The sequence below is a fragment of the Demequina capsici genome (assembly GCF_032102965.1).
GTDB classification, from domain to species: Bacteria; Actinomycetota; Actinomycetes; order Actinomycetales; family Demequinaceae; genus Demequina; species Demequina capsici.
The window spans coordinates 1,837,822-1,861,652 of record NZ_CP134880.1 but is presented as its reverse complement, the minus strand read 5'-3'; the positions used below and the strand labels follow the sequence as shown (position 1 = coordinate 1,861,652).

Sequence of the window (23,831 nt, the reverse complement as noted above, 5' to 3'; positions counted from 1 at the left end):
ATGAAGCTCGTGACTGCAATCATCCAGCCCCACCGCGTCGACGAGGTCCGCGCAGCCCTTGAGGCTGCGGGCGTCAAGGGCGTGACCGTCTCGGAGGCCGCCGGCTACGGCCGTCAGAAGGGACACACCGAGGTCTACCGCGGTGCCGAGTACACCGTCGACCTGGTCCCCAAGACGCGTCTCGAGGTCCTCGTGGACGACGCCGATGCCGCGACCGTGACCGAGGCGATCGTCTCGGCCGCGCAGACCGGCAAGATCGGTGACGGCAAGGTCTGGGTCGTCCCGGTGGACGACGTGGCCCGGGTCCGTACCGGCGAGCACGGCGCGGACGCCCTGTAAGGAGCGCCACCGCATCATGCCGAGCCGGAACGGTGAGTTCCGCGACGGCTCCTACGCTGAGGTCCCGCATCCCGAGGGGGTGCGGGACCTCAAGCGTCTGAGGAGCGAGTACGCGGAGACCCTGTACCGGGAGGGGGCCCCGGGGAAGTACCGCCGCAAGGCGCTGTCCGATCTTGCCGTCGCGGCCTTGGCCGCGCACTGGGAGGAGGCGACCGGCGGGATCGTGGAGGGGGCGGCGCTGGGCGCTGTCGGCTCGCTGGGTCGGGGGGACTCGGGGCCGTTCTCCGACCTGGACGTGGTCCTCATCCACGACGGCCGCACCCTGCGGGCTGACGCGGTGGCGGAGCTCGCCCAGAAGCTCTGGTACCCGATCTGGGACGCAGGGCTCGAGCTCGACTACTCGTCGCGCTCGCTGACCGAGGTGCGTCAGGTCGCGTCCAAGGACCTCGCCGCGGCGTCGGGCCTGCTGGACCTGCGCCCGGTGGCGGGGGACAAGGAGCTGGCGCAGCGTGCACGCTCGCTCATCTATCAGGACTGGCGCGCCGCTGCGCGCAAGCGGCTGCCTGAGCTGCTGGCCGCCTCTCGAGCCAGGGCCGAGCGTCATGGCGAGCTCGCCTACCTGATCGAGCCCAACCTGAAGGAGTCGCGTGGAGGTCTTCGTGACCTCGTGAGCCTCACGGGCTTCTCGGCGACCTGGCTCACCGATCGCCCCCACGGCGCGGTGGATGAGGCCGGCGCGCACGTGATGGACGTGCGCGACGCGATCCAGCGGCACCTGGGCCGCACGCAGAACGTGCTCGGGCGTCATATCGCCGACGAGGTGGCCGAGTCGCTGGGCTACGCCGACCCCGACGATCTCCTCGAGTCGCTGGCGGAGGCCGGTCGTGAGATCGCCTACGCGCTCGACATGACCGAGCGAGGCGCGCGGAGGTCGCTCGAGCGCTCGGGTGTGGGCTCGCGAGCCTTCCTGGCGCGTCGACGCGCGAAGGCGCCCCGGCACACGGTCGTGGCGGACGGGCTCATCGACGTGGACGGCGAGCTTGCGCTCGCGCCCGGCTACGACGCCGACTCCGACGCGCTGCTCCCGTTGCGCGCCGCCGCCACGGCCGCGTCGACCGGGCTGACGTTCACCCCGACCCTGCTGGAGACGCTGCAGCGCTGCCCTGACCTGCCGCAGCCGTGGCCGTCCGCCGCGCGCGATCACCTGCGCGAGCTCCTGCGCGGCTCCGCGCACCTGGTGGCCGTGTGGGAGGCGATCGACCTCGCCGGGCTGGTGGTGCGCTGGATCCCCGAATGGGACGGCGTGCGAAATCGGCCTCAGCGCAGCCCTATCCACCGCTACACGGTGGACAGGCACATGGTGGAGGCCGTGGTGCTCGCGGGCAAGGCTCGCCGCTACGAGATCGATCACGACCTGCTGCGGCTCACCCTGCTGCTGCACGACATCGGCAAGCGGGCGCAGGCCACCGACCACTCGGTGGACGGCGCGGCCCTCATCCCCGCCATCGCGGCGCGCATGGGGCTGTCGGACGGCACCGCCGAGGACGTCGAGCTCCTGGTGCGGCAGCACCTCACGTTGGCTGACCTCGCCACGACGCAGGACCTCGAGGATCCCGCCACCGCGGAGCAGCTGCTCGCTGCGGTGGACCGCCGGCTGGACCTGCTGGACACGCTGCGCGCCGTCACCGAGGCCGACGCGCGCGCCGCGGGACCCAAGGCGTGGACAGCGTGGCGGGAGCAGCTGGTGCAGACCCTGTACGTGACGGCTCGCGCGACCCTGGCCGAGAGCGGCGGTTCCGTCGCCGGGTAGGCTGGTGCGCCTGAGACACACGTGAAGGGACCCCTGTGTTCGCCAACCTCTCCGACCGCTTGACCGAGACCTTCAAGAGCCTGCGCGGCAAGGGTCGGCTCTCCGAGGCGGACATCGACGGGACGATCCGCGAGATCCGTCGCGCTCTGCTGGACGCCGACGTCGCCGTACCGGTGGTGCGGTCGTTCACCGCGGCGATCCGCGAGCGCGCGCTCGGCGCGGAGGTGTCGGGCGCGTTGAACCCCGGCCAGCAGGTCGTCAAGATCGTCCACGAGGAGCTGATCACCGTGCTCGGCGGCGAGCAGCGGCCGTTGCGCCTCGCCAAGCACGGGCCGACGGTCATCATGCTCGCCGGCCTGCAGGGCGCGGGAAAGACCACGTTCGCAGGCAAGCTCGCCGCGCACCTCAAGGCTCAAGGCCAGACTCCGCTGCTCGTCGCTGCGGACCTTCAGCGGCCGAACGCGGTGACCCAGCTCAAGGTCGTGGGCGAGCGTGCAGGCGTACCGGTGTTCGCTCCCGAGGCGGGCGTGACGCGCGAGGACGAGCGGGCTCGCGGCAACCCCGTGAAGGTGGCGAAGAAGGGCCTCAAGGAGGCGCAGGACAAGCAGCACACGGTCGTCATCGTCGACACCGCAGGCCGGTTGGGCGTCGACGCGGAGCTGATGAGGCAGGCGGCGGACATCCGCAAGGCGGTCGAGCCCGACGAGGTGCTCTTCGTCATCGACGCCATGATCGGCCAGGACGCCGTCGCCACCGCGCAGGCGTTCCAGGAGGGCGTCGACTTCACCGGCGTGGTCCTGTCGAAGCTCGACGGCGACGCCCGCGGCGGTGCCGCGCTGTCCGTCGCGCAGGTGACGGGCCGCCCGATCATGTTCGCGTCCGTCGGTGAGAAGCTCGAGGACATCGAGGTCTTCCACCCTGATCGCATGGCGTCGCGCATCCTCGACATGGGCGACATCCTCACACTGATCGAGCAGGCCGAGCAGAAGTTCGATCAGGCCGAGGCCGAGCGCATGGCCGTGAAGATGCAGCGCGGCGAGGACTTCACGTTCACGGACTTCCTGTCGCAGATGCAGCAGCTGAAGAACATGGGCTCCATGAAGAAGATGCTCGGCATGCTGCCCGGCATGGGGGCCATGCGGGATCAGATCGACAACATCGACGAGCGCGAGCTCGTGCGCACCGAGGCGATCATCCAGTCCATGACGCCGCTGGAGCGCGACAACCCGAAGGTGCTCAACGGCTCGCGACGCGCGCGCATCGCCACGGGATCCGGCATGACGGTCGCGGATGTGAACTCCCTGGTCAAGCGCTTCGAGGACGCGCAGCGCATGATGAAGGCCATGGCGAAGGGCGGGGGCCTGCCTGGCATGGGCGCCGGCCCGGGAGGCTTCGCGGGTCTTCCCGGGGGCAAGAAGTCCAAGGGGAAGCAGGCGCCGCAGCGCAAGGTGAAGGGCAAGTCCGGCAATCCGGCCAAGCGCGCCCAGCAGGAGCAGGCCGCACGGTCGCGGTCCGCGGGCGAGCAGCCCGCCGCGCCCGCGGGGTCTGCGTTCGGCCTTGGCGCCGCTCCCCAGCAGGACCTCGACCCCACGCAGATCCCGTCGGACCTGAGCAAGTACCTGAGGCGGTAGCCAGGTGGCGCCCGTCGTCCCTCCTGAGGCCCGCGGGGTCACGCACCTCACCGGACCGGTGCTGGTGGGCGACGACGACGTGCGTGCCCAGGGGTGGATCGTCGACGGACGCATGTCCTACGAGGCTCCCGCGGGTCGCCACGTGGACGCGACTCTCGACGGCGTCGTGGTGCCGGGCCTGGTCGACGTCCACTGCCATGTGGGCCTGGACGGCGGGGGAGCGGTCGATGCCGACCTGGCGCTCAAGCAGGCGCAGCAGGACCGGGACTCGGGCACGCTGCTGATCCGCGACGCGGGCTCGCCCACCGACACGGCGTTCCTGCACGGGGTGCTCGACGCTCCCCGGCTGATCCGCGCGGGCCGCTTCATCGCGCGGCCCAAGCGCTACCTGCGGCACTACGCGCGCGAGATCGAGGTCGAGGACCTGCCGCGCGTGATGGCGGAGGAGGCGCGCAAGGGTGACGGCTGGGTGAAGATCATCGCCGACTGGATCGATCGGGACGCGGGCGACCTCACGCCGCTGTGGCCCGCGAAGACCCTCAAGCACGGCATCGCGGCGGCGCACGACGAAGGTGCGCGCGTGACCGCGCACACGTTCGCGCGCGAGTCCATCCAGGCGCTGCTCGACGGCGGGATCGACTGCCTGGAGCACGGGACCGGCATGACGGACGATCACTTGGCCCAGGCGGCCGACCTCGGCGTGCCGGTGGTGCCCACGCTCCTGCAGGTCGACAACTTCGTGGGCTACGCCGCACAGGGACAGGCACGGTTCCCTGCGTACGCCGCACGCATGAGGGCCATGCACGAGCGGCGCCACGAGCACGTGCGGCAGCTGCATGCGCGCGGCGTCCCGCTGCTGGTCGGCACGGATGCGGGCGGCACGATCGGCCACGGGCGTCTGCCTGAGGAGGCGGCGCAGATGGCCATGGCGGGCGTCCCCGCGGCCGACGTGCTGGCGTCCGCCTCGTGGCGAGCGCGAGCATTCCTGGGAGTGCCCTCGCTCGGCGAAGGGGCATCCGCGGACCTGGTCGTGTATGCCTCCGATCCGCGTGAAGACATCGCGGCGCTCGCCGATCCTGCCCACATCCTGCTGCGGGGCGTGCGCGTCGCACCGTGAGCCGTGCGCCCTGAGGAGCGCCTGAGGTCCGTCGTCGGGGCCTTGCGGGAACAGTCGCATGCCAGGGACAGTTGACCTGCACGTCACACAGGGGGAGTCCGCGTCGGCGACGCGGGACGGGAGAGATGCGATGACGACGACTGCCACGGCGCTCGTGATGGCCCGCAGGCGCACGGCGGCGCGGCGCGAGCTCTGGGCCGACGCGCTCGAGGCGGCCGTCTGGTTCGTCGCGGCGGCCGGAGTCGCCCTCATGCTGCGGGCAGGAGGCCTCGTCGCGAACGCGCCGATCGACTATCTGTACTCGCTCGGCAGGGCGCTCGGCATCGTCGCCACGGTGCTGATGCTCGCGCAGGTGCTCCTGGTGTCGCGAGCGCCGTGGATCGAGGGCTCGGTCGGTCATGACGCGACCACGGCGCTGCACACCAGGCTGGGAAGGTGGGCGATCATCCTCATGCTCGCGCACGCGGCGACGATCGTGTCGATGACCGGCTACTACGACGGCCGCACGCCGTGGTCCGAGACGGCGGCGCTCTTCACGCAGTCGTGGTTCCTCGCGACAGCGCAGCTCGCGCTCGCCCTCTTCCTCGTGGTGCTCGCGCTGTCGCTCGCGGTGGTGCGCCGTCGCTGGCGGTATGAGGCCTGGCATGCCGTGCACCTGATCGTGTACGCCGCCGTCGCGGCGGCGGTGCCGCACCAGGTGCTCGAGGGCTCCACGTTCCGTCACGGCGATCTCGCCACGGGGTACTGGATCGCGTTGTACGTGGTCGCGTTCGGCGCGCTCCTGACCCATCGGGTGATCCAGCCGCTCGTGAGGCTGCGTCGCCATGACACACGGGTCGCCTCCGTGCGCAGCCTTCCCGACGGGTCCACGGACATCGTCGTGTCAGGGCGCGGGCTCAGCGCGCTCGGCGCGCATCCCGGGCAGTTCATGCTGTGGCGGTTCCTGGACCGGGAGCGATGGCGTGAGGCGCATCCGTTCTCCCTCGCGGCCGCGCCGGCCGACACCTCGTTGAGGGTGACCGTCAAGCCGTCGGGCGACTTCACGACCGCGCTTCGTCACGTGCGACCGGGCACGCGGGTGATGGTGGAGGGCCCGTTGGGGGTGTTCACGCACAGGGCGCGCCGCGGCCATGGCACGGTGCTCGTCGCGGCGGGCATCGGCGTCACACCGGTGCGGGCGATGCTCGAGGCGATGGAGCCGGGCGAGCCATGCGACGTGGTCGTGCGGATCCGGTCGGGCGAGGAGGCGCCCCTGCTCGACGAGGTGCGCGAGCTCGCCGCCCAGTCGGGTGCCACGCTCCACCTGCTGGAGGGCCCGCGCGGTGACGGCTGGGTGCCGCGAGGCTCTGAGGCGACGCTCGTTACGCTCGCGCCTGGCGTCGCGGAACGTGACGTGTTCGTGTGTGGCCCTGCCGCGTGGGCGGCACAGGTCGCGGCCGATGCGGAGGGCTCCGGGGTGCCTGCGGAGGCGATTCACCGGGAGAGGTTCGGATGGTGAGCGGGCGGGTGCGCCTCGAGAAGGGCGGGGTGAAGCGATGAGGCGCGGAAGAAGGGCGATCATCGTCGTCGGCTCCGCGGCGATCGTGGCGGCGGGGTACGTGAGCGCGCCCAAGGGTGCGCCCGCGGTGGACCTCGGCGGTGCCGGTCAGCCGGGGGCGGGGACCGCGAGCGGCGCGGCGAGCGGAGGCGCCGCAGGCGGCGTCTCGGGCACGTTCGAGGGTCCGGTCGTGACGAACGCCCGCGGCGACTACCAGGCGCGCATCACCGTGACGGACGGCCTGGTCGTCGCCGTCGACGCGGTGACGGCTGGGACGACCGCTCCCGAGTCCGAGCGCATCAACGCCCAGGCGATCCCGGAGCTCGCCAGAAGGGTGCTCGAGGCTCAGGACTGGGATGTCGATGCGTACTCGGGGGCGTCGTTCACGTCGCCCGCGTTCCTCGAGTCGGTGCACGGGGCGTTCGACGACGCCGGGGTGTAGCGCGATGCAGGACGCGCCCGAGCCTGACGTCAGCTCCCTCGTGGTGCACGCGATGGCGATGCCCTTCACGGTGCACCTGCGCGGCATCAGGGATCCCTCGGCGGCCGACGACGCGGTGCGCGCCTTCGGCGAGTCGCTTCGGGAGGCCGACGCGCTGCTGTCGCTGTGGCGGCCCGAGACGCCCATGAGCAGGGTCGCGCGGGGCGAGCTGTCCGTGGACGACGCCGCGCCCGAGATCGCCGAGGTGCTCGCCCTTGCGGAACGTTGGCGGCAGGCGACGGACGGCGCCTTCGACGCGCGGCTGCGGCGCCGCGCGGCGGCAAGGCTGCCGGTGACCTACCCGGACGGCGCCCCGGACCCCACGGGGATCGTGAAGGCGTGGGCCGTGGCGCGGGCGCTGCCCCTCCTCGCGGACGCGGGATCCGAGGCGTGGCTGGTGGACGCGGCGGGCGATGTCTCGACCTGGGGGCGCGGGCCTTGGCGTGTCGGGATCGCCGACCCGGCCGTGCGGGGTGCTCCCGCCGGCACCCGCCCGATCGACGTGATCACGCTGCGGCAGGGGTTCGCAGCGCTCGCGACGTCGGGGGGTGCGCAGTCCACGGACCACCTCTGGGATCCTGTCACCGGCGATGTCGCTCGGCACTACCTGCAGGTATCCGTCGCAGGCGACGATCTCGTGATGTGCGACGCGTGGGCCACGGCGATCGCGGCGGGCGGTCCCGTCACGCTTGCGCTCGCGGCAGCGCGAGGGATCGCTGCGCTCGCCGTGGTCGCCGGTCGCTCCACAGGCGGGTACGACGCCGTGTCGACGCCGGGCTGGCCTAGGCTCCGGTACTGAGTGTCGCGATCCCCGGCGACTTCCGAACCGGTTCTCAGTCAGTTCCCAGGTTCGCGGAGAAGCATCGAGCCCATCAGGTCGCCTGGCGACCGGCGGGGACTCACGAAGGGAATCGCATGACCATCACCGCGACGCCTCCGGGCCGCAGCAGCACGACCAGGGACACGCGGCGCCCGTCCCACCTTCCGGCAGGCACAGGGCTGCGCGCCCCCGGACCTGGCGCGAGCAAGCGTCAGCGCCGCCGCGCCGACGCGCTTCAGGCGCTCGTCTGGCTCACCGCGATCACCGGCATCGCCTTCATGATCCAGTCGGGGGCCTTCCTGAACTCGGGGATGTGGGGCTGGCTCGCGATGATCTCTCGTGCGCTGGGCATCGTCGCCGCGGTGATGATGCTGGCACAGCTGCTCCTCGCTTCCCGCGCGCCGTGGATCGATCGCGCGATCGGCCACGACAAGGCGATCATGCTGCACACCGAGTACGGCGTCACCTCGGTGGTGGTGATGCTCCTGCACATCGCCACCGTCACCGTCGCCGACTCGCACGTGGCCGGCACCAACCCGGCCTCGCAGCTGATCGCGTACTGGTCGTACGGCTGGTTCCTCGCCTGGGCGCTCGTCTCGCTGGCCGCCACGCTCGTCGTCCTGGTGACGTCGTTCGCGTCCGCCCGGGCGCGCATCCCTTACCACAAGTGGCACGCGATCCACCTGCTCAGCTACATCAGCATCGCGCTCGCCGTGCCGCACCAGTTCCTGCAGGGGGAGACCTTCCGGCAGATGGGCGTCGCCTGGTGGTTCTGGTTCGTCCTGTGGGCCGGCTCGGGCGCGGCGTTCCTGTACTGGCGCGTCGTCAAGCCGATCGCCGTCAACCGCCGCCACCACCTGAGCGTGTCCTCGGTGCGTCGTGAGACCGACGGCTCGGTGACCATCACGCTCGGGGGCCGCGGCGTCCGCCGGATCGGCGTGCGCTCGGGCCAGTTCCTCAACGTCGCGTTCGGCCGGTGGGCGTTCATGAAGGAGATGCACCCCTACTCGCTGTCCGCAGCGCCGGGGGACACGCTGAGGATCACCGTGAAGCCTCTCGGCGACGCCTCGTCCGCGCTCGCGAGGCTGAAGCCCGGAACCGCCGCGTGGATCGAGGGCCCGCTGGGGATCTTCACGCACGAGAGCCGCACCGGTCGCGACCTGCTCCTGGTGGGCGCAGGGATCGGCGTCACGCCGCTGCGAGCGCTGCTCGAGGACGCTCCCGCGTGGGGAGCCATCTCGGTGGTCGTGCGTGGCCGCTCGCGCGCCGAGGTGCCGCTGATCGACGAGATCCAGCACCTCGCGTCGGCGAGGGGCGCCCGCTACGCCGAGCTGCTGGGCCGTCGAGGAACCACGTGGGGGACCACGGAGCGTCCGGTGAGCCTTGTCGGCACCGTCGCACGGCCCAAGGACACCGACCTGTACATCTGCGGACCCGTGGAATGGGGGCTCCAGGTCGAGGCGGATGCCCGCGCCGCAGGCATCCCCGACCATGCCATCCACCGCGAGGAGTTCGCCTGGTAAGGCGAAGAAGGAGACCTGACATGAAGACCTCACGCGCATTCGTCGTGGGTGGTGCCGCCGCCGCGGTGCTGACCACCGGCTGGGCGCTCACGCCCAAGGCGACCGACACGGTGTCGTACTCGGCGTCGTCCACCACGGGAACCACGGGTTCGTCGACCACGTCCGACTCGACCGGCACCACGACCACGGACTCCAGCAGCTCCACCTCGGGCTCGACATCGTCCAGCTCGACCACCACCGGCTCGTCCTCGACCGACACGAGCACGTCGACCTCCACCGGCACGAGCACGTCGTCCAGCTCGAGCGACGCGACCTACACCGGGAAGGCCGTCCAGACGCGGTACGGCGTCTACCAGGTGGAGATCACCGTGTCGAACGGTGAGGTCACCGACGTGACCCTGGTCCAGGAGGGCTCGAACGACCGCGAGTCGCAGCAGATCAAGTCGTATGCGCTCCCCAAGCTCATCCAGGAGGTGCTGGACACCCAGAGCTCGAGCGTCAGCTATATCTCAGGCGCGAGCTACACGTCGCAGGGCTTCGCGAACTCGGTGGCGGACGCGTTCAGCCAGGCGGGCCTGTGATGATCGTCTCCGCTCACGCGATGGCGATGGACTTCACGCTCGACGTCGACGACTCCGTGGACGAGCAGCTGCTCAGGGAGACCATGCTCCACGTGGAGCGGGACCTGACGTGGGCCGACTCGGTGTTCTCCACGTTCAAGGCGGACTCCTGCGTGTCTCGCCTCGGCCGCGGCGAGATCGCCGTCGCGGACTGCCCTCCGGCGGTCGAGCAGGTGCTCGACCTGTGCGCGGAGTACAGCGAGTCGACCGCGAACGCGTTCACGGCCATCCGCGACGGCGGGCAGATCGACCCGACCGGGATCGTGAAGACGTGGGCGATGGACAGGGTCCGTTGGCGTCTCGACGCCCTCCAGGCGAGGGGCTGGCTCTGGGGGTGCGCCGGTGACGCGATGGTGTCGGGAATCGGTCCCGAGGCTGGGCGTGCGTGGCGTGTGGGCATCGCGCACCCCGAGGACCGCTTCCGGTCCGTCGGCGCGATCGAGCTGGGCCGAGGACGCACGGCCATCGCGACGTCAGGCACCTCGATCCACGGCGACCACATCTGGACCACCACCGGCGGCGCGCCTTGGTATGTTCAGGCGAGCGTCGTCGGCGACGATCTGATCGCCTGTGACGCGTGGGCCACGGCGATCGTCGCCGGCGGGGAGAGCGTCGCCCTCGCCGCGCAGGAGCACGGCATGGACGTGCTCGCGTTGCGCATGGTCGACGGCCAGGTGGTCGCCGATCGCTCTCCCGGCTGGAGGTGGGCGGCGTGACCCCGCCTCCATGACTGTGGCGGGCCCTGTGCGCGCACGCCGCAGCGTTCGCTCCAGGACCCGCGCGTCTGGCATACTTGTCCGCTAGTGCGTGCGGCCCTCTACCCGCACGTGCGATTCGTCTTGTCAGGCGGGCCCCCGTGATTCCCCGAGGTGCCTGACCCGGCTCACACCGAATGAAGAAGGAGCACACAGCATGGCTGTGAAGATTCGCCTCAAGCGCTTCGGCAAGAAGCGTGCGCCGTTCTACCGTGTCGTCGTCATGGACTCGCGCACCAAGCGCGATGGCCGTGCGATCGAGGAGATCGGCAAGTACCACCCCACCGAGGAGCCCTCGGTCATCGAGATCGACTCGGAGCGTGCCCAGTACTGGCTCTCCGTCGGCGCGCAGCCGACCGAGCAGGTCGAGGCGCTGCTGAAGCTGACCGGCGACTGGGGCACCTTCAAGGGTGACAAGGACGCCAAGAGCACCGTCAAGGTCGCCGCTGGCAAGGCCTCCGCCGAGGATGCCATCAAGGCTCACGCCGACGCCGCGGAGAAGGCCAAGGCCGCCGCCGCAGCGAAGAAGGAGGAGGCCGCCAAGGCCGCCGCCGCCGAGGCTGTCGCCGAGGAGGCCCCCGCCGAGGACGAGGCCGTCGAGTCCGTCGAGTCCGAGGAGAACTAAGCGATGGTCCTCGACGCCCTGGAGTTCCTTGTCCGCAGCATCGTCCGCAACCCGGACGACGTGCGCGTCACCGAGCGTTCGGGGCGTCGAGGCACCACGCTGAACGTGGTCGTCCACCCGGACGACCTGCCGCGCGTGATCGGCCGTCGCGGCCGCACTGCGCAGGCGATCCGCACCGTCGTCGACGCCGTGTCGCGTGACGATGTGCGTGTGAACATCGTCGACGTCGCCTGAGCGCCGTGGGTGAGGCAGTCGTCCTCCGAGCCGCACGTCCTTCGGTGCTGCGCCTGATCGTCCCGGGCCTGAGCGTGGTCTTCATGGCCGCGCTCTCCGTCGCCGCGATCAGCGTCGTCCTCGGCGGCAACCCCTCCGTCTCCGCGATCCTGCTGGCGGTCGTCATCATCGGCGTCACCCTCTGGCTCTGCTGGGACGTCGCCAAGAGTCTCGGGGTCGTGCCGCTCGCGCGCGTCGACGCCGGCGCCACGGGGATCATGATCACCCCTCCGCTGATGGCCTGGCGCACCCGCCACCATGCGATGACCGCCGGCGAGCCCGTCGCGGTCGCGGTCATGCGCCAGTCGTCGTTCCTGGGCGCCACCCACGTCTATCGGTTCACGCAGGGGACGGCTCACGTCAGCCTCGTGAGCCCGTCTCCCGTGCGGGAGGCCGATCTCGATGCCCTCGCCGCAGCGTTCGCCGAGGTGGGCACCTCGCTGACGGTCACGCTCAACGACCTGGGCCGCGGTCGCGGCGCGCATCGCGACCGCCCTACCCCTGACCAGCCCTAGGCTTGACCGCATGATCGTGACGGTGGCGCGGATCGGACGCGCGCACGGCTTGAAGGGCGAGGTGTCCGTCGAGCTGCGGACGGACATCCCCGAGGAGCGGTTGGTGCCAGGCGCCTCGTTCTCCACGGAGCCGTCGGCGGTGGGACCGCTCACGGTGACGCGCACCCGCCAGCAGTCGGGGCGCTGGTACGTGCAGTTCGAGCAGCTGCGGGACCGCGACGCGGCCGAGGCGGCCCGCGGGGTGTCGCTGCTCATCGATGCCGACGAGGACGAGGAGGACGATGCCTGGTTCGTGCACGAGCTCGTCGGCCTCACGGCAGAGCGGCCCGATGGCACCCTGGTCGGCAAGGTCGTCGACCTTCAGCCGATGCCGGCGCAGGACCTGCTGGTGGTCGCGCAGGCGTCGGGCCATCGCGCCCTGATCCCGTTCGTCGCGGACTTCGTGCTCGAGGTCGACGTCGACACCGGCCGAGTGGTCGTGGACCCGCCCTACGGCCTGCTCGACGGCGAGCAGCCGGAGAGCACCGGCGAGACGGCCGGGGAGGCCTGACCCCGTGCGGATCGACGTGCTGACGATCTTCCCCGAGTTCTTCCAGGTGCTCGACGTGTCGCTCCTGGGCAAGGCGCGGCAGGCTGCCCTGGTGGAGACCCATGTCCACCAGCTGCGCGACTGGGCCGCTTTCAAGGCCGACGGCACCCCGGACGCGCACCGGACCGTCGACGACGCACCGTTCGGCGGCGGCGCGGGCATGGTCATGAAGCCCGACGTGTGGGGAAGCGCCCTCGACGACGTGCTCGAGGAGGGCGGCGTCCTCGTGATCCCCAGCCCTGCAGGCGTCCCCTTCACGCAGGCGCTTGCGGCCGAGCTGTCCGAGTCTCCCCAGCTCGTGTTCGCCTGTGGCCGCTACGAGGGGATCGACGCGCGCGTCGCCGAGCATTACGCGGGGCGGGGCTTCCGCGTGCTCGAGGTCAGCCTCGGAGACTACGTGCTGAACGGGGGAGAGGTGGCGGCCTTCGCCATGATCGAGGCGGTCACGCGGCTGATCCCTGGCTTCATGGGCAACGCGGAGTCGATCGTCGAGGAGTCGCACTCGGACGGCCTGCTCGAGTACCCGTCGTACACGCGGCCCGCCTCGTGGCGTGGGCTCGAGGTGCCGCCCGTCCTCTTGAGCGGGCATCACGGCAAGGTCGCCGCATGGCGTCATGAGCAGCAGCTGGAGCGCACGCGCGAGCGTCGTCCCGACATGCTCGCCGACAGAGGCACGGAAGCCCTCTGACCGGCGTCGCACCTGGCTTTGTCCGCGGTCGCGGCGTATGGCAGAATGGTGCGTCGGCGCGCCCGGCGCTCTCACCTGCCACAGGGGGTGGAGCACCTGACCGGAGCGGGCCATTCACTATCGTCGCCTCAGGGCAGAACCGCATGGTGACCTGTGGCATGTGCGAGGAGAGACACGTCATGCAGAAGCTTGACTCCGTCGTCGCGGGCCAGATCCGCAACGACATCCCGGACTTCCGTGCCGGTGACACCGTCAACGTCCACGTGAAGGTCGTCGAGGGCAACCGCTCCCGTATCCAGGTCTTCAAGGGCGTCGTCATCGCCCGTCACGGCCAGGGCATCGGCGAGACCTTCACGGTCCGCAAGATCTCGTTCGGCGTCGGCGTGGAGCGCAAGTTCCCCATCAACGCCCCCACCATCGACAAGCTCGAGGTCGTGTCGCGCGGTGACGTCCGCCGCGCGAAGCTCTACTACCTGCGCGGCCTTCGCGGCAAGGCGGCTCGCATCCGCGAGAAGCGCGAGAACTAGTCATCAGCGACTACATGCGGCAGCCGGCGCACGGAGCAGACGCTCCGTCCGCCGGCGCCCGTGTATGGGGCTGGTTCAGGGAGATCGCGATCATCGCGGTCGCCGCGCTGGTCCTCTCGCTGATCATCAAGACCTTCTTCTTCCAGTCCTTCTGGATCCCCTCGGGTTCGATGCATCCCACGCTCCTCGAGGGTGACAGGATCCTCGTCACCAAATGGCGTCCGGACCCGCTGGAGCTACGGCGCGGCGACGTCATCGTGTTCAAGGATCCCGGCGGCTGGCTCTCCGGCGAGGAGACCGTGCCCGTCACCGGTGTCCAGAAGGGCGTGCAGGACGTCCTCCAGTTCGTGGGGCTGCTTCCAGAGGACTCAGGCGAGCATCTCGTCAAGCGCGTCATCGGGCTCCCGGGCGACACCGTCGAGTGCGACAGCGCCGACAGCCAGGTCAAGGTGAACGGCGTGGCGCTGCAGGAGGACTATCTGGCCCAGGGATCGCAGCCCTGCGGAGCCGAGTTCACCATCACCGTCCCTGCGGACTCGCTGTGGGTCATGGGGGACAACCGCGACAACTCCGCAGATTCGCGCTATCACATGGGCCTTCCTGGCGGCGGGACCATTCCCATGAGCTCCGTCGTCGGCACCGCCTTCGTCACCGTGTGGCCGATCGACCACTGGGGAGGCATCGGCAACCCCCTGGTCGACTCCGGACAGGCCTGACGCATGCGCAGCGAGGTCTCCCTGGCGCATGAGCGCGCCCTCTGGGACTCGGGCGCCCGTGTCGTCGCCGGCATCGACGAGGTAGGCCGCGGTGCGCTCGCGGGGCCCGTGAGCGTGGGGATCTGCGCGCTCGTTCCGTGCGACACGTGGCCCGACGGACTCGCCGACTCCAAGCAGCTGACGCCTCTGCGCCGTGTCGCGATGGCGAAGGAGCTCGCGACGTACGGCGTCGCAAGGGCGGTGGCGCACGCGTCCGCCGTCGAGATCGATGAGCTCGGCATCGTCGGCGCGTTGCGGCTCGCCGGACTCCGCGGACTTGCCACGCTCGCCGCAGACGGGGTGGTGGTGGACGCCATCCTGCTCGACGGCACGCATGACTGGCTCTCCGCGCCCGCCGCGGACCTCTTCGCGACCAGGTCCGGCGTCGACGCGATCGCATCGCTCGTTCCAGGCGCGCCCGCAGTCCCTCCGGTGACCATGGTCGTCAAGGGAGATGGCCGCTGCGCCTCGATCGCGGCGGGCTCGGTGCTCGCGAAGGTCGAGCGGGACGCACTGATGACGGACGCCGACTCCGCGCACCCGGACTACGGCTGGGAACGCAACAAGGGCTACGGCGCTCCCGTGCATCTCGAGGCCCTCCGGGCGCTCGGGCCCAGCCCTCTTCATCGGCTCAGCTGGTCCCTTCCGGCGCGCCAGGCCTGACCGATCCCGCCGCGTCGCGATGCGCATCGCTCGCGATCGGTCACAATGGGAGCGTGAGCAGCGAGGACCTTGAGAACTACGAGACCGAGGCAGAGCTGGCGCTCTACCGTGAGTACCGCGACGTCGTGGGCCTCTTCCACTACGTGGTGGAGACGGAACGCCGGTTCTACCTGGCGAACAAGGTCGACCTCCAGGTCAGGGCCTCCGGCGGTGACGTCTACTTCGAGGTGGCCATGTCAGACGCGTGGGTGTGGGACGTGTACCGTTCGGCGCGGCTCGTGAAGAACGTGCGGGTCGTGACGTTCAAGGACGTCAACATCGAGGAGCTCGCGCACGACGACGACCACTCGATCCCTGATCTACGCCAGCTCCGTGGGCGCTGAGCGAGGCCTCCTCCCACCCGCCGCCATGGCTGATCTGGCGTGAACTTGCAGATCCTGCAAGAATTCGTCGTGTGCAGGACGTGATCCCCGGCGCGTCGCGCGGCAACCCTGGTCTGCGCGAGCGCAAGCTCCAGCAGGCGCGCATCGCCACCCAGCTGGCTGCCGTCGAGCTGTGCCTCGACCAGGGGCTGGACTCGGTCACGGTCGAGCAGATCGCGGATCGGGCAGGCATCTCTCCCCGCACCTTCTACAACTACTTCGCAAGCCGTGACGACGCGCTGCTGGGCGACGCGAAGCCCGAGCCGGACGCCGATCAGATCGCCCGCTTCCTCGCGCGTGACGACGTCAGCGACGTCGAGGCGTTCGCGCTGATGGTGGCCGAGGCATGGGCCTCCTCCCAACCGGATCAGGAGCTCTTCCGCCTCCGTCGCGCCCTGCTGGACGCAGAACCGCGGCTCGCTGCGCAGAACATCGCGCGCGTCGGCCATCACCGAGAGGCGCTCGCCGAGGTGGCCCGTGCGCGCCTCGCGGCGCGACACCCCGACCTCGACGAGAGCGCGCTCGCGCAGGAGTCGACGCTTCTCGTGGCGCTCGCCACCGCGGTGGTCCAGGCCGTCGGACGCGCGTGGCTCGCCGAGGGGCGCGCAGACTTCCGCGAGCTCGAGATGTTCATCCACGACCTGGTGCCGAGCATCCGGCGCCTCACCCAGACGTCCCGCCGCTGACGGCGCGACCGACGCAAGGAGTCCCCATGTCAGACCAGAACGTGCCTCATCGGGCAGACCCGACCGCTGCCCCCGACCACCGCAGCATCCTGCTGGTGTTCGTCGGGCTGATGACGGCCATGCTGCTGTCAGCGCTCGATCAGACCATCTTCTCGACCGCGCTGCCGACGATCGTCGGCGAGCTCGACGGCGTGAACCACATGCTGTGGGTCACGACCGCGTACATCCTGGCTGCCACGATCATGATGCCTGTCTACGGCAAGCTGGGCGACCTCGTAGGGCGCAAGCCGCTGTTCATCGGTGCCATCACGCTGTTCATCGTCGGCTCCATCGTGGGAGGCCTGGCGCAGGGGATGACCGAGCTCATCGCCGGTCGCGCCATCCAGGGTCTCGGCGGTGGCGGCTTGATGATCCTGTCGCAGGCGATCATCGCGGACATCGTCCCCGCGCGTGAGCGTGGACGCTATATGGGCGTCATGGGTGGGGTCTTCGCGCTCGCGTCCGTGATCGGTCCGCTGCTCGGGGGCTGGTTCACCGAGTCCGTCGACTGGCGCTGGTGCCTGTGGATCAACATCCCGCTCGGAGCGCTCGCGATCCTGTCGGCGATCCTGTTCCTCCACCCCGCTCCGCAGGACCGGGCGCGTCCCCGGCTCGACATCGCGGGCATGATGCTCATCGCGATCGCGTCGGCGGCGCTGGTGCTGTTCACGTCCTGGGGCGGCGGCCAGTACGCCTGGGACTCGCCGGTGATCGTGACCCTCATCGTCGTGACGGTCGTGGCCGGCGTCGCCTTCGTGCTCGTGGAGCGCCGGGCGGTGGAGCCGATCATGCCGCTCCTGCTGTTCCGCGAGCGCAACTTCAACCTGACCACCGCGGCGGGTCTTCTCATGGGAATCGCGATGTTCGGCACGCTCGCCTACATGCCCACCTACCTGCAGATGGTGGCGCAGGTCAACGCCACCGAGGCGGGTCTGCTGATGATCCCCATGATGGCTGCGATGCTCCCTACATCGATCATCGTCGGGCGTCGCGTGAGCACCACCGGGAAGTACAAGCGCTACCCGCTGCTGGGCGCCGTGATCATCGGCGTCGCGATGTACCTGCTGTCGACCATGACGTGGGACCAGCCGATCTGGCTCACCTGCGCCTACCTCGCCGTGTTCGGCATGGGCCTCGGGTTCCAGATGCAGGTGCTCGTGCTCATCGTGCAGAACACGTTCCCGCTGAGCATGGTCGGCACCGCGACCGCCGCGAACAACTACTTCCGGCAGATCGGCGCGTCGCTGGGTGCCGCCGTCGTGGGATCGATCTTCACGAACAACCTGGTCTCGCTGCTGGTCGAGCGCGTGCCCTCAGGCTCGGGGAGCCTGAGCGACGCGAACTCGCTCACGCCGTCCGCGGTGCTGGAGCTCCCGCAGCAGCTGCAGGATGCGATCGTGAGCTCCTACAACGACGCGTTGACCCCGGTGTTCCTGTACATCATGCCGCTGTCGGTAGTGTCGCTGCTGCTGCTGTCCTTCCTGAAGGAGGTGCCGCTGCGCACCACTCTCGATCGCGAGCCCGTGATCGAGCCGTCTCATATGGATGGTCCCGACTACGTGGTCGACGACGTGGAGCCGGTCTCCGCGACAGGAGGCGTCGTAGGTCCGTCCGAGGCGGGCGACGGTCAGGCGGCAGCGGAGCGCTGATCCGCCCGACCTCGGCGCGAGCGGGGGCTGCTGTGCGGGGTGCGTCCGCCGCCGGGTGAGCGGTGGCGCTTGCCGCCCCGCGGTCGTCCACCGACCGAACCTTTCCGGGCGTCTTCCCCACGGTGCCGCCCGGTCCGACCGCTGAGCGGCGCATCGGCGCAGGCTGTGGTCCCGGAGGTGGGACATGGCAGCGAAGGACGCGGTCGGCAGGTACGGCGAGGACGTCGCGGCGAGGCGACTCGAGGAGCTGGGCTGGCGGATGCTCGACCGCAACTGGCGGTGCGCCCGTGGTGAGCTGGACATCGTCGCGGTCGATGGAGCGTCGCTCGTCGTGGTCGAGGTCAAGACGCGGCGGGGGAGCGCAATGGGCTCGCCCCTGGAGGCGGTGACCCCGCGCAAGCTCGTCAAGCTCCGCACCCTCACCGCCGCGTGGCTCGCGGCGCATGAGGGGCGCTGGTCAGAGGTACGCATCGACGTGATCGCTGTGACCCTGCCACGCGCGGGCGGTCCGACGCTCGAGCATCTCAAGGCCGTCGGATGATCGGCCGCACCCGTTCCGTGGTGCTGCTCGGTCTCGCCGGACACGTGATCGAGGTCGAGGCGCATCTCGCGGCGTCCCTGCCCGCGTTCACGATCGTCGGGCTGCCTGACGCCTCGCTCGGCGAGGCGCGCGACCGGGTGCGCGCCGCCACCTCGTCCTCGGGGCTCTCCTGGCCCGCACGACGCGTGACGGTGAACCTCTCGCCCGCATCGCTGCCCAAGTCAGGCTCGGTCACCGACCTCGCGATCGCAGTCGCCGCTCTGGCGGCGGCCCAGGAGATCCCGCACGGCGCGCCAGGCGATGCGATCCATCTGGGCGAGCTCGGCCTCGACGGGCGTGTTCGACCGCTGAGAGGAGTGCTCCCCATGGTCGCGGCGGCGGTGGCCGCCGGCTTCCCCGACGTGGTGGTGCCGCTGGGCAACGTGGACGAGGCTCGGCTGGTCGCGGGCGCGCGAGTCCGGGGCGTCGCGACACTCGCGGAGCTGCTGCGCCACTACGGCAACGACACGGCGGTACCGACCTCGACCATTCCTGCCAGGTCGGTCGCGCCCGTGCAAGGTCCGGTGCGCGCCATGGATCTGTCGGAGGTGCGTGGCCAGGCCGACGTGAGATGGGCGCTCGAGGTCGCGGCGGCAGGGGGCCATCACCTGTTGATGACCGGTCCGCCTGGCGCCGGCAAGACCATGCTCGCCGAGCGCCTGCCAGGCATCCTGCCGAACCTGTCCGAGGCGGACGCGGTGATCGCCACCTCCGTCCACTCGCTGGCGGGTTCACTCGACCCGGTCGGGGGGCTGCTACGGAGGCCACCCTTCGAGGCGCCGCACCACAGCGCCTCCGCCGCCGCGATCGTCGGCGGCGGATCCCTGATCGCACGTCCCGGCGCGATCTCTCGCGCCCACGGAGGGGTCCTCTTCCTCGACGAGGCTCCCGAGTTCTCCGCGCGCGTCCTCCAGACGCTGCGACAGCCGCTCGAGTCAGGCGAGATCGTCCTGCACCGTGCGCACGGCGCGGCACGCTATCCCGCGCGATTCCAGCTGGTGCTCGCAGCGAACCCCTGCCCCTGCGGCAGGTTCTACGGCGCCGGCGCAGGATGCGTCTGCTCTCCGCTGGAGCGCAGACGCTATCTGGGCCGCCTGTCAGGCCCGCTGCTGGACCGCGTCGACCTTCAGATCGCGGTCCTGCCCGCGACGCGTGGAGATCAACCTGAGGGGGAGCGCAGCGCGACGGTGGCGGAGCGGGTGACCACCGCGCGGGAACGTGCCGCCGCCCGCCTCGCCCACACGGGCTGGGCCGCCAACGCCCAGGTGTCCGGCTCTTGGCTCCGCGAGAGGACGGCGAAGGAGGCGTGCCGTCCGGTGTGGATCGCGCTCGATCGGGGCCTCGTCTCAGCGCGCGGCGCGGACAGGACGCTTCGCGTCGCGTGGACGCTCGCGGACCTCGACGGCTCGTCAGGTCCGGGCCGCGACCACGTGGAGCAGGCGCTGCTGCTCCGTCGGAGCGGCGCATGAGCGGCTCGGAGTCCGATGCCTGGGTCGCATGGAGCGCGATTGCGGAGCCGCTGGATCCGGCAGCGGCCGCGTTGCTCGCCGTCCTGGGTCCGGTGGAAGCGCTTGCGTGGCTTCGCGAGTGCGTCGGCCGACCCCAGGCGGCGCTCGCGGGCCTGATCGAGCGCGTCGGGCCTGACGTCGAGCCACGGTCGCTCGCGCGGATCGTACGGTCCGCCTCCACGTGGGGCCGCCGCCTCGACCGGGCCGATCCTGCGATGCATCGGCACCGATGTGCGGCGGTCGGCGGATATGTCCTCACGCCCGCTGACGACGGCTGGCCCGAGGCCGTGCACGCGCTCGGCGCTGCGGCGCCCATGGCGCTCTACGTCCGCGGGGGGCCGCTCCGGTCCGTGCTCGAGGGGTCGATCGCGTTGGTCGGCTCGCGCGCTGCCACGGCCTACGGCAGCCACGTGGCGGCGGAGATCGCGGCCGGTGTCGTGGCTGACGACAGGACCGTCGTGTCGGGAGGGGCTTTCGGGATCGACGCGGCGGCGCACAGGTCCGCGATCGCCGCCGGCGGCCGGACGGTGGCGATCATGGCTGGCGGAGTGGATCGCTGGTACCCCGCGGGCACCGCCAGCCTTCGGGACGACGTGCTGAGGAACGGCTGTGTCGTGAGCGAGGTGCCGCCGGGCTCGGCCCCGCATCGCAGTCGGTTCCTCAGTCGCAACAGGCTCATCGCGTGCGCGGCCGCCACCGTCGTGGTCGAGGCGGCCTACCGGTCCGGCGCTCTGAGCACCGCGCACCACGCGATGGAGATCGCGCGCCCGGTCGGTGCGGTGCCGGGCCCGGTGACGTCCGCGGCGTCCGCGGGCGCTCATCGTCTGATCCGTGAGCTGGGTGCCGTCCTCGTGACGTCCGCAGCTGATGTCCTCGAGCTGGTCAAGCCGTTGGACGCGGTGCCGCAACCGGTCGACCCGGACACCACCGGGCCGATCGCCTTCGCGTCGCGCGAGCAGCGCGCGGCGTACGACGCGATCCCGCGGGGTGGGTCCGCTCTGGACCAGATCTCCACGGAAGGCTCATTGGAGCTTGGAGACACGCGGCGCGCGCTTGCGGGCCTCGTGGCGGCGGGAAAGGTGTCCTACGAAGGCGGAATCTATCGACGCATCTTGTGAGGATTCGGGCTTTTCGATCGCCAAGTGGTGAGGCATATTCTCCCGTCATCCCCCCTCCAAAACGGGTGAAAAAGGACAAACGGCAGTCATTCTTAGAAATGGATGTGACAAATGTGACTGGAGGGGTTGATTAGACGGGAGTGACGGTGTCACAGTGACCGCATGCCGATAACGTCACGCATCGAGGCGAGCGAGATGCTCGTCGCCTTCGAGGGTCACCTGCGCCATGAGCGCGGCCTCTCGGGCAACACGGTGCGCGCCTACCTCGGCGACCTGTCGCATCTCGTGGATGCGGTCGCCGGCTCTGAGGCTGACGCGGACGCGGTGCTGCACGGGCTGGGGCTCGCGGATCTTCGGGCATGGCTGGCAGCCATGGCCTCCGCAGGACTGTCGCGCACGACGCTCGCCCGCCGCGGTGCCTCGGCGCGCGCATTCTTCGCGTGGGCCCACGACTCGGGCCGTCTCGAAGCGAACCCCGCGCTCAGGCTTGCCTCCGCGCGACCTGCATCGACCATCCCGGACGTCATCTCGATCGACGATGTCCTGGCCTTGCTGGAGACCGCGCGCCGTCGGTGCGATGACGGTGACCCGATCCATCAGCGCGACTGGATGGCGCTCGAGCTTCTCTACGCGACAGGGATGCGCGTCGGCGAGCTCGTGGGAGTCGACGTCCACGATGTGGATGTGCGCGAGCGGCTCGTGCGCGTCATGGGCAAGGGCGGCAAGGAGCGGATGGTGCCGTTCGGCGAGCCGGCGGCGAAGGCGCTGGACCTGTGGCTCGAGGACGGGCGCCAGGCGCTGCTGTCCTCGGAGTCTGGAAGCGCGCTGCTGCTGGGACGCCGCGGTGCTCGCGCGGACCAGCGTCAGGTGCGCGAGGCGGTGCACCGGCTCTGCCGCCTGGCGCGCGTCCCGGACATCGCGCCCCACGGGCTGCGCCACACGGCCGCCACACACCTGCTCGACGGCGGGTCCGATCTCAGGTCGGTCCAGGAGGTGCTCGGGCACGCGAGCCTCACCACCACGCAGCGTTACACGCACGTGTCCGCAGATCGCCTGCGGACCGCATACCAGCTCGCACATCCGCGCGCATAAGAGGGGAATGCCATGTCGGAGCTCAACACGGTGCTGAAGCACCTCGAGACGCAGCAGGAGCCGCACGTCGCCGTCGAGGACAGGACGCCCAGCGATCTTGACCCAAGATGGACCTCGCTTCGCAGCGCTGACCCCGAGGAGCGTCGGGAGGCGCGCGACGGTCTCATCACCGATTTCGCTCCGCTGGTGACTCACGTGGCGACTCGCATGATCGGCAGGCTGCCGGAGTCCGTGGAGCTGGGCGACCTGGTCTCGTACGGCATGTTCGGCCTCATCGACGCGGTCGAGAAGTTCGAGCCTGCACGCGGCTTCAAGTTCGAGACGTATGCCAGTCAGCGCGTGAGGGGCGCGATCATCGACGAGCTCCGGGCTGCGGACTGGGTTCCTCGGTCGGTGCGCGCCAAGGCGCGCACGGTCGAGGCGGCGACTCGCCAGCTCGAGCAGAGCGTGCAGGGGCCGGTCACCGACGAGGATGTGGCGCGCCACCTCGAGTGGCAGACGGCCGAGGTGCGGACCGTGCGTGCGCAGGTCGCGCTGAGCCACGTGGCGGCGCTCGACACCCTCGGCGGTATCGGTGACGACACGACCGCCCTGGACACGGTCGCCGCGCTCTCGGTGCCTGGGGCGGCCCGCGCCGTGGAGCACCACGAGACCCGGTCCTTGCTCGCGGATGCGGTGCAGCAGGTGCGCGAACGTGAGCAGGAGGTGCTCCGCCTGTACTACTACGAGAACCTCACCCTCGCCCAGATCGGGCGGATCCTCGGCGTCACCGAGTCGCGTGTCTCTCAGATCCACTCCGCGGCGGTCAAGAAGCTTCGCGAGACGCTCGTCAAGACCGGCGCCTTCAGCTGACGTCTGCCGGCATCGGCTTCAGTCGGATCGGTCCCCAGCCGACAGTCCAATCCAGCGGATCCAGGTACTCCTCGTCACGCTTGAGTCCCCAGTGCAGGCACGCCGCCGGGGCGCAGTGGCCCATGCTCGGCGTGACGGCGGCGTCTGAGACCACCCCGATCTCCTGCCCGGTGTGCACCCGGGACCCACGGTCAACCGTCGCCACGACCGGCTCCAACGTGGTTCGCAGGTTCGTCGAGTCCAACGTCACCACCACGACAGGTCTGCCCGCGACGTCGCCGCTGAAGGTCACGGTGCCGTCCGCGGGCGCGCGGACGGACGCGCCGACAGAGGTCGCGAGGTCCACCCCACGATGTCCAGGGAGCCACGGGTCGTCCGGCAGGTCGACGCCGTGGACGACCGTCGTACGCACCAGTGGCGACGCGAGCAGGGGAGTCGGCGTCTCGACATCGGCACGCACGGAGCCGGCGGCGCCGGAGGGTGCGGTGGCAGGAATGGCGGCGGCGCAGAGGAGCGGAGCGCAGGCGAGCAGCGCAAGGACAGGGGAGAGAAGGCGGGAGGTCACGCCTCGGATGCTGGTCCGTCGGCGAGCGTGCAGACGACGCGGACGGCGACGC

At 70.6% G+C, this 23,831-nt stretch carries 27 protein-coding genes; 26 read left to right on the top strand and 1 reads right to left on the bottom strand.

Annotated elements, in window-relative coordinates; genetic code table 11:
* The 26 genes from RN607_RS08935 to RN607_RS08810 all read left to right on the top strand — a co-directional run bounded on the left by RN607_RS08935 (position 1) and on the right by RN607_RS08810 (position 23,214).
* Positions 1–339, top strand: a complete 339-nt coding sequence (locus RN607_RS08935) for a P-II family nitrogen regulator (RefSeq protein WP_042215355.1) — start codon at positions 1–3, stop codon at positions 337–339.
* Between the two features lie 16 nt (positions 340–355).
* Complete coding sequence (locus RN607_RS08930) at positions 356–2,149, top strand: [protein-PII] uridylyltransferase family protein (protein WP_313541994.1); 1,794 nt, start codon at positions 356–358, stop codon at positions 2,147–2,149.
* 35 nt (positions 2,150–2,184) lie between these two features.
* Complete coding sequence (ffh, locus tag RN607_RS08925; protein ID WP_313496355.1) at positions 2,185–3,780, top strand: signal recognition particle protein; 1,596 nt, start codon at positions 2,185–2,187, stop codon at positions 3,778–3,780.
* A gap of 4 nt (positions 3,781–3,784) precedes the next feature.
* Positions 3,785–4,897 (top strand): amidohydrolase family protein, encoded by a 1,113-nt coding sequence (locus RN607_RS08920; RefSeq protein ID WP_313541992.1) that lies wholly within the window; start codon positions 3,785–3,787, stop codon positions 4,895–4,897.
* 130 nt (positions 4,898–5,027) lie between these two features.
* Positions 5,028–6,395, top strand: a complete 1,368-nt coding sequence (locus tag RN607_RS08915; protein ID WP_313541990.1) for a ferredoxin reductase family protein — start codon at positions 5,028–5,030, stop codon at positions 6,393–6,395.
* 37 nt (positions 6,396–6,432) lie between these two features.
* Positions 6,433–6,876: an FMN-binding protein gene (locus RN607_RS08910; RefSeq protein WP_313541987.1), complete on the top strand. Its 444-nt coding sequence runs from the start codon at positions 6,433–6,435 to the stop codon at positions 6,874–6,876.
* A gap of 4 nt (positions 6,877–6,880) precedes the next feature.
* Positions 6,881–7,714: an FAD:protein FMN transferase gene (locus tag RN607_RS08905; RefSeq protein ID WP_313541984.1), complete on the top strand. Its 834-nt coding sequence runs from the start codon at positions 6,881–6,883 to the stop codon at positions 7,712–7,714.
* A gap of 116 nt (positions 7,715–7,830) precedes the next feature.
* A complete protein-coding gene (locus RN607_RS08900; protein WP_313541981.1) occupies positions 7,831–9,258 on the top strand; it encodes a ferredoxin reductase family protein in 1,428 nt (475 codons plus the stop codon).
* A gap of 20 nt (positions 9,259–9,278) precedes the next feature.
* Positions 9,279–9,839 (top strand): FMN-binding protein, encoded by a 561-nt coding sequence (locus RN607_RS08895; RefSeq protein WP_313541978.1) that lies wholly within the window; start codon positions 9,279–9,281, stop codon positions 9,837–9,839.
* Positions 9,839–10,594 (top strand): FAD:protein FMN transferase, encoded by a 756-nt coding sequence (locus RN607_RS08890; protein WP_313545412.1) that lies wholly within the window; start codon positions 9,839–9,841, stop codon positions 10,592–10,594. The genes RN607_RS08895 and RN607_RS08890 overlap by 1 nt, the downstream gene beginning before the upstream one ends.
* Before the next feature lie 196 nt (positions 10,595–10,790).
* Positions 10,791–11,258: a 30S ribosomal protein S16 gene (gene rpsP / locus RN607_RS08885; RefSeq protein ID WP_313541975.1), complete on the top strand. Its 468-nt coding sequence runs from the start codon at positions 10,791–10,793 to the stop codon at positions 11,256–11,258.
* 3 nt (positions 11,259–11,261) lie between these two features.
* Positions 11,262–11,492: a KH domain-containing protein gene (locus RN607_RS08880; protein ID WP_301129191.1), complete on the top strand. Its 231-nt coding sequence runs from the start codon at positions 11,262–11,264 to the stop codon at positions 11,490–11,492.
* 5 nt (positions 11,493–11,497) lie between these two features.
* On the top strand, positions 11,498–12,046 hold the full coding sequence (locus RN607_RS08875) for a hypothetical protein (RefSeq protein WP_313541972.1): 549 nt from the start codon (positions 11,498–11,500) through the stop codon (positions 12,044–12,046).
* Positions 12,047–12,056: 10 nt separating this feature from the next.
* Complete coding sequence (gene rimM, locus RN607_RS08870) at positions 12,057–12,596, top strand: ribosome maturation factor RimM (protein ID WP_313496338.1); 540 nt, start codon at positions 12,057–12,059, stop codon at positions 12,594–12,596.
* A gap of 4 nt (positions 12,597–12,600) precedes the next feature.
* Positions 12,601–13,323 (top strand): tRNA (guanosine(37)-N1)-methyltransferase TrmD, encoded by a 723-nt coding sequence (gene trmD, locus RN607_RS08865; RefSeq protein ID WP_313541969.1) that lies wholly within the window; start codon positions 12,601–12,603, stop codon positions 13,321–13,323.
* A 179-nt stretch (positions 13,324–13,502) separates the two neighbouring features.
* The gene (rplS, locus tag RN607_RS08860; RefSeq protein WP_313496334.1) at positions 13,503–13,850 is read left to right on the top strand and encodes a 50S ribosomal protein L19; all 348 of its coding nucleotides are present in this window, start codon (positions 13,503–13,505) and stop codon (positions 13,848–13,850) included.
* A gap of 14 nt (positions 13,851–13,864) precedes the next feature.
* Positions 13,865–14,566: a signal peptidase I gene (gene lepB / locus RN607_RS08855; protein WP_313541966.1), complete on the top strand. Its 702-nt coding sequence runs from the start codon at positions 13,865–13,867 to the stop codon at positions 14,564–14,566.
* Between the two features lie 3 nt (positions 14,567–14,569).
* Positions 14,570–15,268, top strand: coding sequence for a ribonuclease HII (rnhB, locus tag RN607_RS08850; protein ID WP_313541964.1), 699 nt, complete (start codon positions 14,570–14,572; stop codon positions 15,266–15,268).
* A gap of 53 nt (positions 15,269–15,321) precedes the next feature.
* Positions 15,322–15,651 (top strand): DUF2469 domain-containing protein, encoded by a 330-nt coding sequence (locus tag RN607_RS08845; RefSeq protein WP_313496330.1) that lies wholly within the window; start codon positions 15,322–15,324, stop codon positions 15,649–15,651.
* Positions 15,652–15,722: 71 nt separating this feature from the next.
* Positions 15,723–16,376, top strand: a complete 654-nt coding sequence (locus RN607_RS08840; protein WP_313541961.1) for a TetR/AcrR family transcriptional regulator — start codon at positions 15,723–15,725, stop codon at positions 16,374–16,376.
* 26 nt (positions 16,377–16,402) lie between these two features.
* Positions 16,403–18,064, top strand: coding sequence for an MDR family MFS transporter (locus RN607_RS08835; RefSeq protein ID WP_313541958.1), 1,662 nt, complete (start codon positions 16,403–16,405; stop codon positions 18,062–18,064).
* 184 nt (positions 18,065–18,248) lie between these two features.
* Entirely contained in the window at positions 18,249–18,605 is a 357-nt protein-coding gene (locus tag RN607_RS08830) for a YraN family protein (RefSeq protein ID WP_313541956.1), read from the top strand.
* Positions 18,602–20,113, top strand: coding sequence for a YifB family Mg chelatase-like AAA ATPase (locus tag RN607_RS08825; RefSeq protein ID WP_313541954.1), 1,512 nt, complete (start codon positions 18,602–18,604; stop codon positions 20,111–20,113). Before RN607_RS08830 ends, RN607_RS08825 begins: the two co-directional genes overlap by 4 nt.
* Positions 20,110–21,270, top strand: coding sequence for a DNA-processing protein DprA (locus RN607_RS08820; RefSeq protein ID WP_313541952.1), 1,161 nt, complete (start codon positions 20,110–20,112; stop codon positions 21,268–21,270). The genes RN607_RS08825 and RN607_RS08820 overlap by 4 nt, the downstream gene beginning before the upstream one ends.
* Positions 21,271–21,432: 162 nt before the next feature.
* Positions 21,433–22,362, top strand: a complete 930-nt coding sequence (locus RN607_RS08815; protein WP_313541949.1) for a tyrosine recombinase XerC — start codon at positions 21,433–21,435, stop codon at positions 22,360–22,362.
* Positions 22,363–22,374: 12 nt separating this feature from the next.
* On the top strand, positions 22,375–23,214 hold the full coding sequence (locus RN607_RS08810) for a sigma-70 family RNA polymerase sigma factor (RefSeq protein ID WP_313496320.1): 840 nt from the start codon (positions 22,375–22,377) through the stop codon (positions 23,212–23,214).
* Here the strand turns inward: RN607_RS08810 and RN607_RS08805 are convergent.
* Positions 23,207–23,779 carry a peptidoglycan DD-metalloendopeptidase family protein gene (locus RN607_RS08805; protein ID WP_313541946.1) on the bottom strand — a complete coding sequence of 191 codons (573 nt, stop codon included), beginning with the start codon at positions 23,777–23,779 and terminating at the stop codon, positions 23,207–23,209. The genes RN607_RS08810 and RN607_RS08805 overlap by 8 nt on opposite strands.
* Positions 23,780–23,831: the final 52 nt, after the last annotated feature.

Coding starts and splice junctions, on each gene's coding strand:
- RN607_RS08930 (WP_313541994.1), top strand. CDS start 356: ATGCCGAGCCGGAACGGTGAGTTCCGCGACGGCTCCTACGCTGAGGTC.
- rnhB (WP_313541964.1), top strand. CDS start 14,570: ATGCGCAGCGAGGTCTCCCTGGCGCATGAGCGCGCCCTCTGGGACTCG.
- RN607_RS08830 (WP_313541956.1), top strand. CDS start 18,249: ATGGCAGCGAAGGACGCGGTCGGCAGGTACGGCGAGGACGTCGCGGCG.
- RN607_RS08825 (WP_313541954.1), top strand. CDS start 18,602: ATGATCGGCCGCACCCGTTCCGTGGTGCTGCTCGGTCTCGCCGGACAC.
- lepB (WP_313541966.1), top strand. CDS start 13,865: ATGCGGCAGCCGGCGCACGGAGCAGACGCTCCGTCCGCCGGCGCCCGT.
- RN607_RS08895 (WP_313541978.1), top strand. CDS start 9,279: ATGAAGACCTCACGCGCATTCGTCGTGGGTGGTGCCGCCGCCGCGGTG.
- rplS (WP_313496334.1), top strand. CDS start 13,503: ATGCAGAAGCTTGACTCCGTCGTCGCGGGCCAGATCCGCAACGACATC.
- RN607_RS08910 (WP_313541987.1), top strand. CDS start 6,433: ATGAGGCGCGGAAGAAGGGCGATCATCGTCGTCGGCTCCGCGGCGATC.
- RN607_RS08890 (WP_313545412.1), top strand. CDS start 9,839: ATGATCGTCTCCGCTCACGCGATGGCGATGGACTTCACGCTCGACGTC.
- RN607_RS08935 (WP_042215355.1), top strand. CDS start 1: ATGAAGCTCGTGACTGCAATCATCCAGCCCCACCGCGTCGACGAGGTC.
- rimM (WP_313496338.1), top strand. CDS start 12,057: ATGATCGTGACGGTGGCGCGGATCGGACGCGCGCACGGCTTGAAGGGC.
- RN607_RS08915 (WP_313541990.1), top strand. CDS start 5,028: ATGACGACGACTGCCACGGCGCTCGTGATGGCCCGCAGGCGCACGGCG.
- rpsP (WP_313541975.1), top strand. CDS start 10,791: ATGGCTGTGAAGATTCGCCTCAAGCGCTTCGGCAAGAAGCGTGCGCCG.
- RN607_RS08810 (WP_313496320.1), top strand. CDS start 22,375: ATGTCGGAGCTCAACACGGTGCTGAAGCACCTCGAGACGCAGCAGGAG.
- RN607_RS08815 (WP_313541949.1), top strand. CDS start 21,433: ATGCCGATAACGTCACGCATCGAGGCGAGCGAGATGCTCGTCGCCTTC.
- RN607_RS08900 (WP_313541981.1), top strand. CDS start 7,831: ATGACCATCACCGCGACGCCTCCGGGCCGCAGCAGCACGACCAGGGAC.
- RN607_RS08905 (WP_313541984.1), top strand. CDS start 6,881: ATGCAGGACGCGCCCGAGCCTGACGTCAGCTCCCTCGTGGTGCACGCG.
- RN607_RS08820 (WP_313541952.1), top strand. CDS start 20,110: ATGAGCGGCTCGGAGTCCGATGCCTGGGTCGCATGGAGCGCGATTGCG.
- RN607_RS08880 (WP_301129191.1), top strand. CDS start 11,262: ATGGTCCTCGACGCCCTGGAGTTCCTTGTCCGCAGCATCGTCCGCAAC.
- RN607_RS08835 (WP_313541958.1), top strand. CDS start 16,403: ATGTCAGACCAGAACGTGCCTCATCGGGCAGACCCGACCGCTGCCCCC.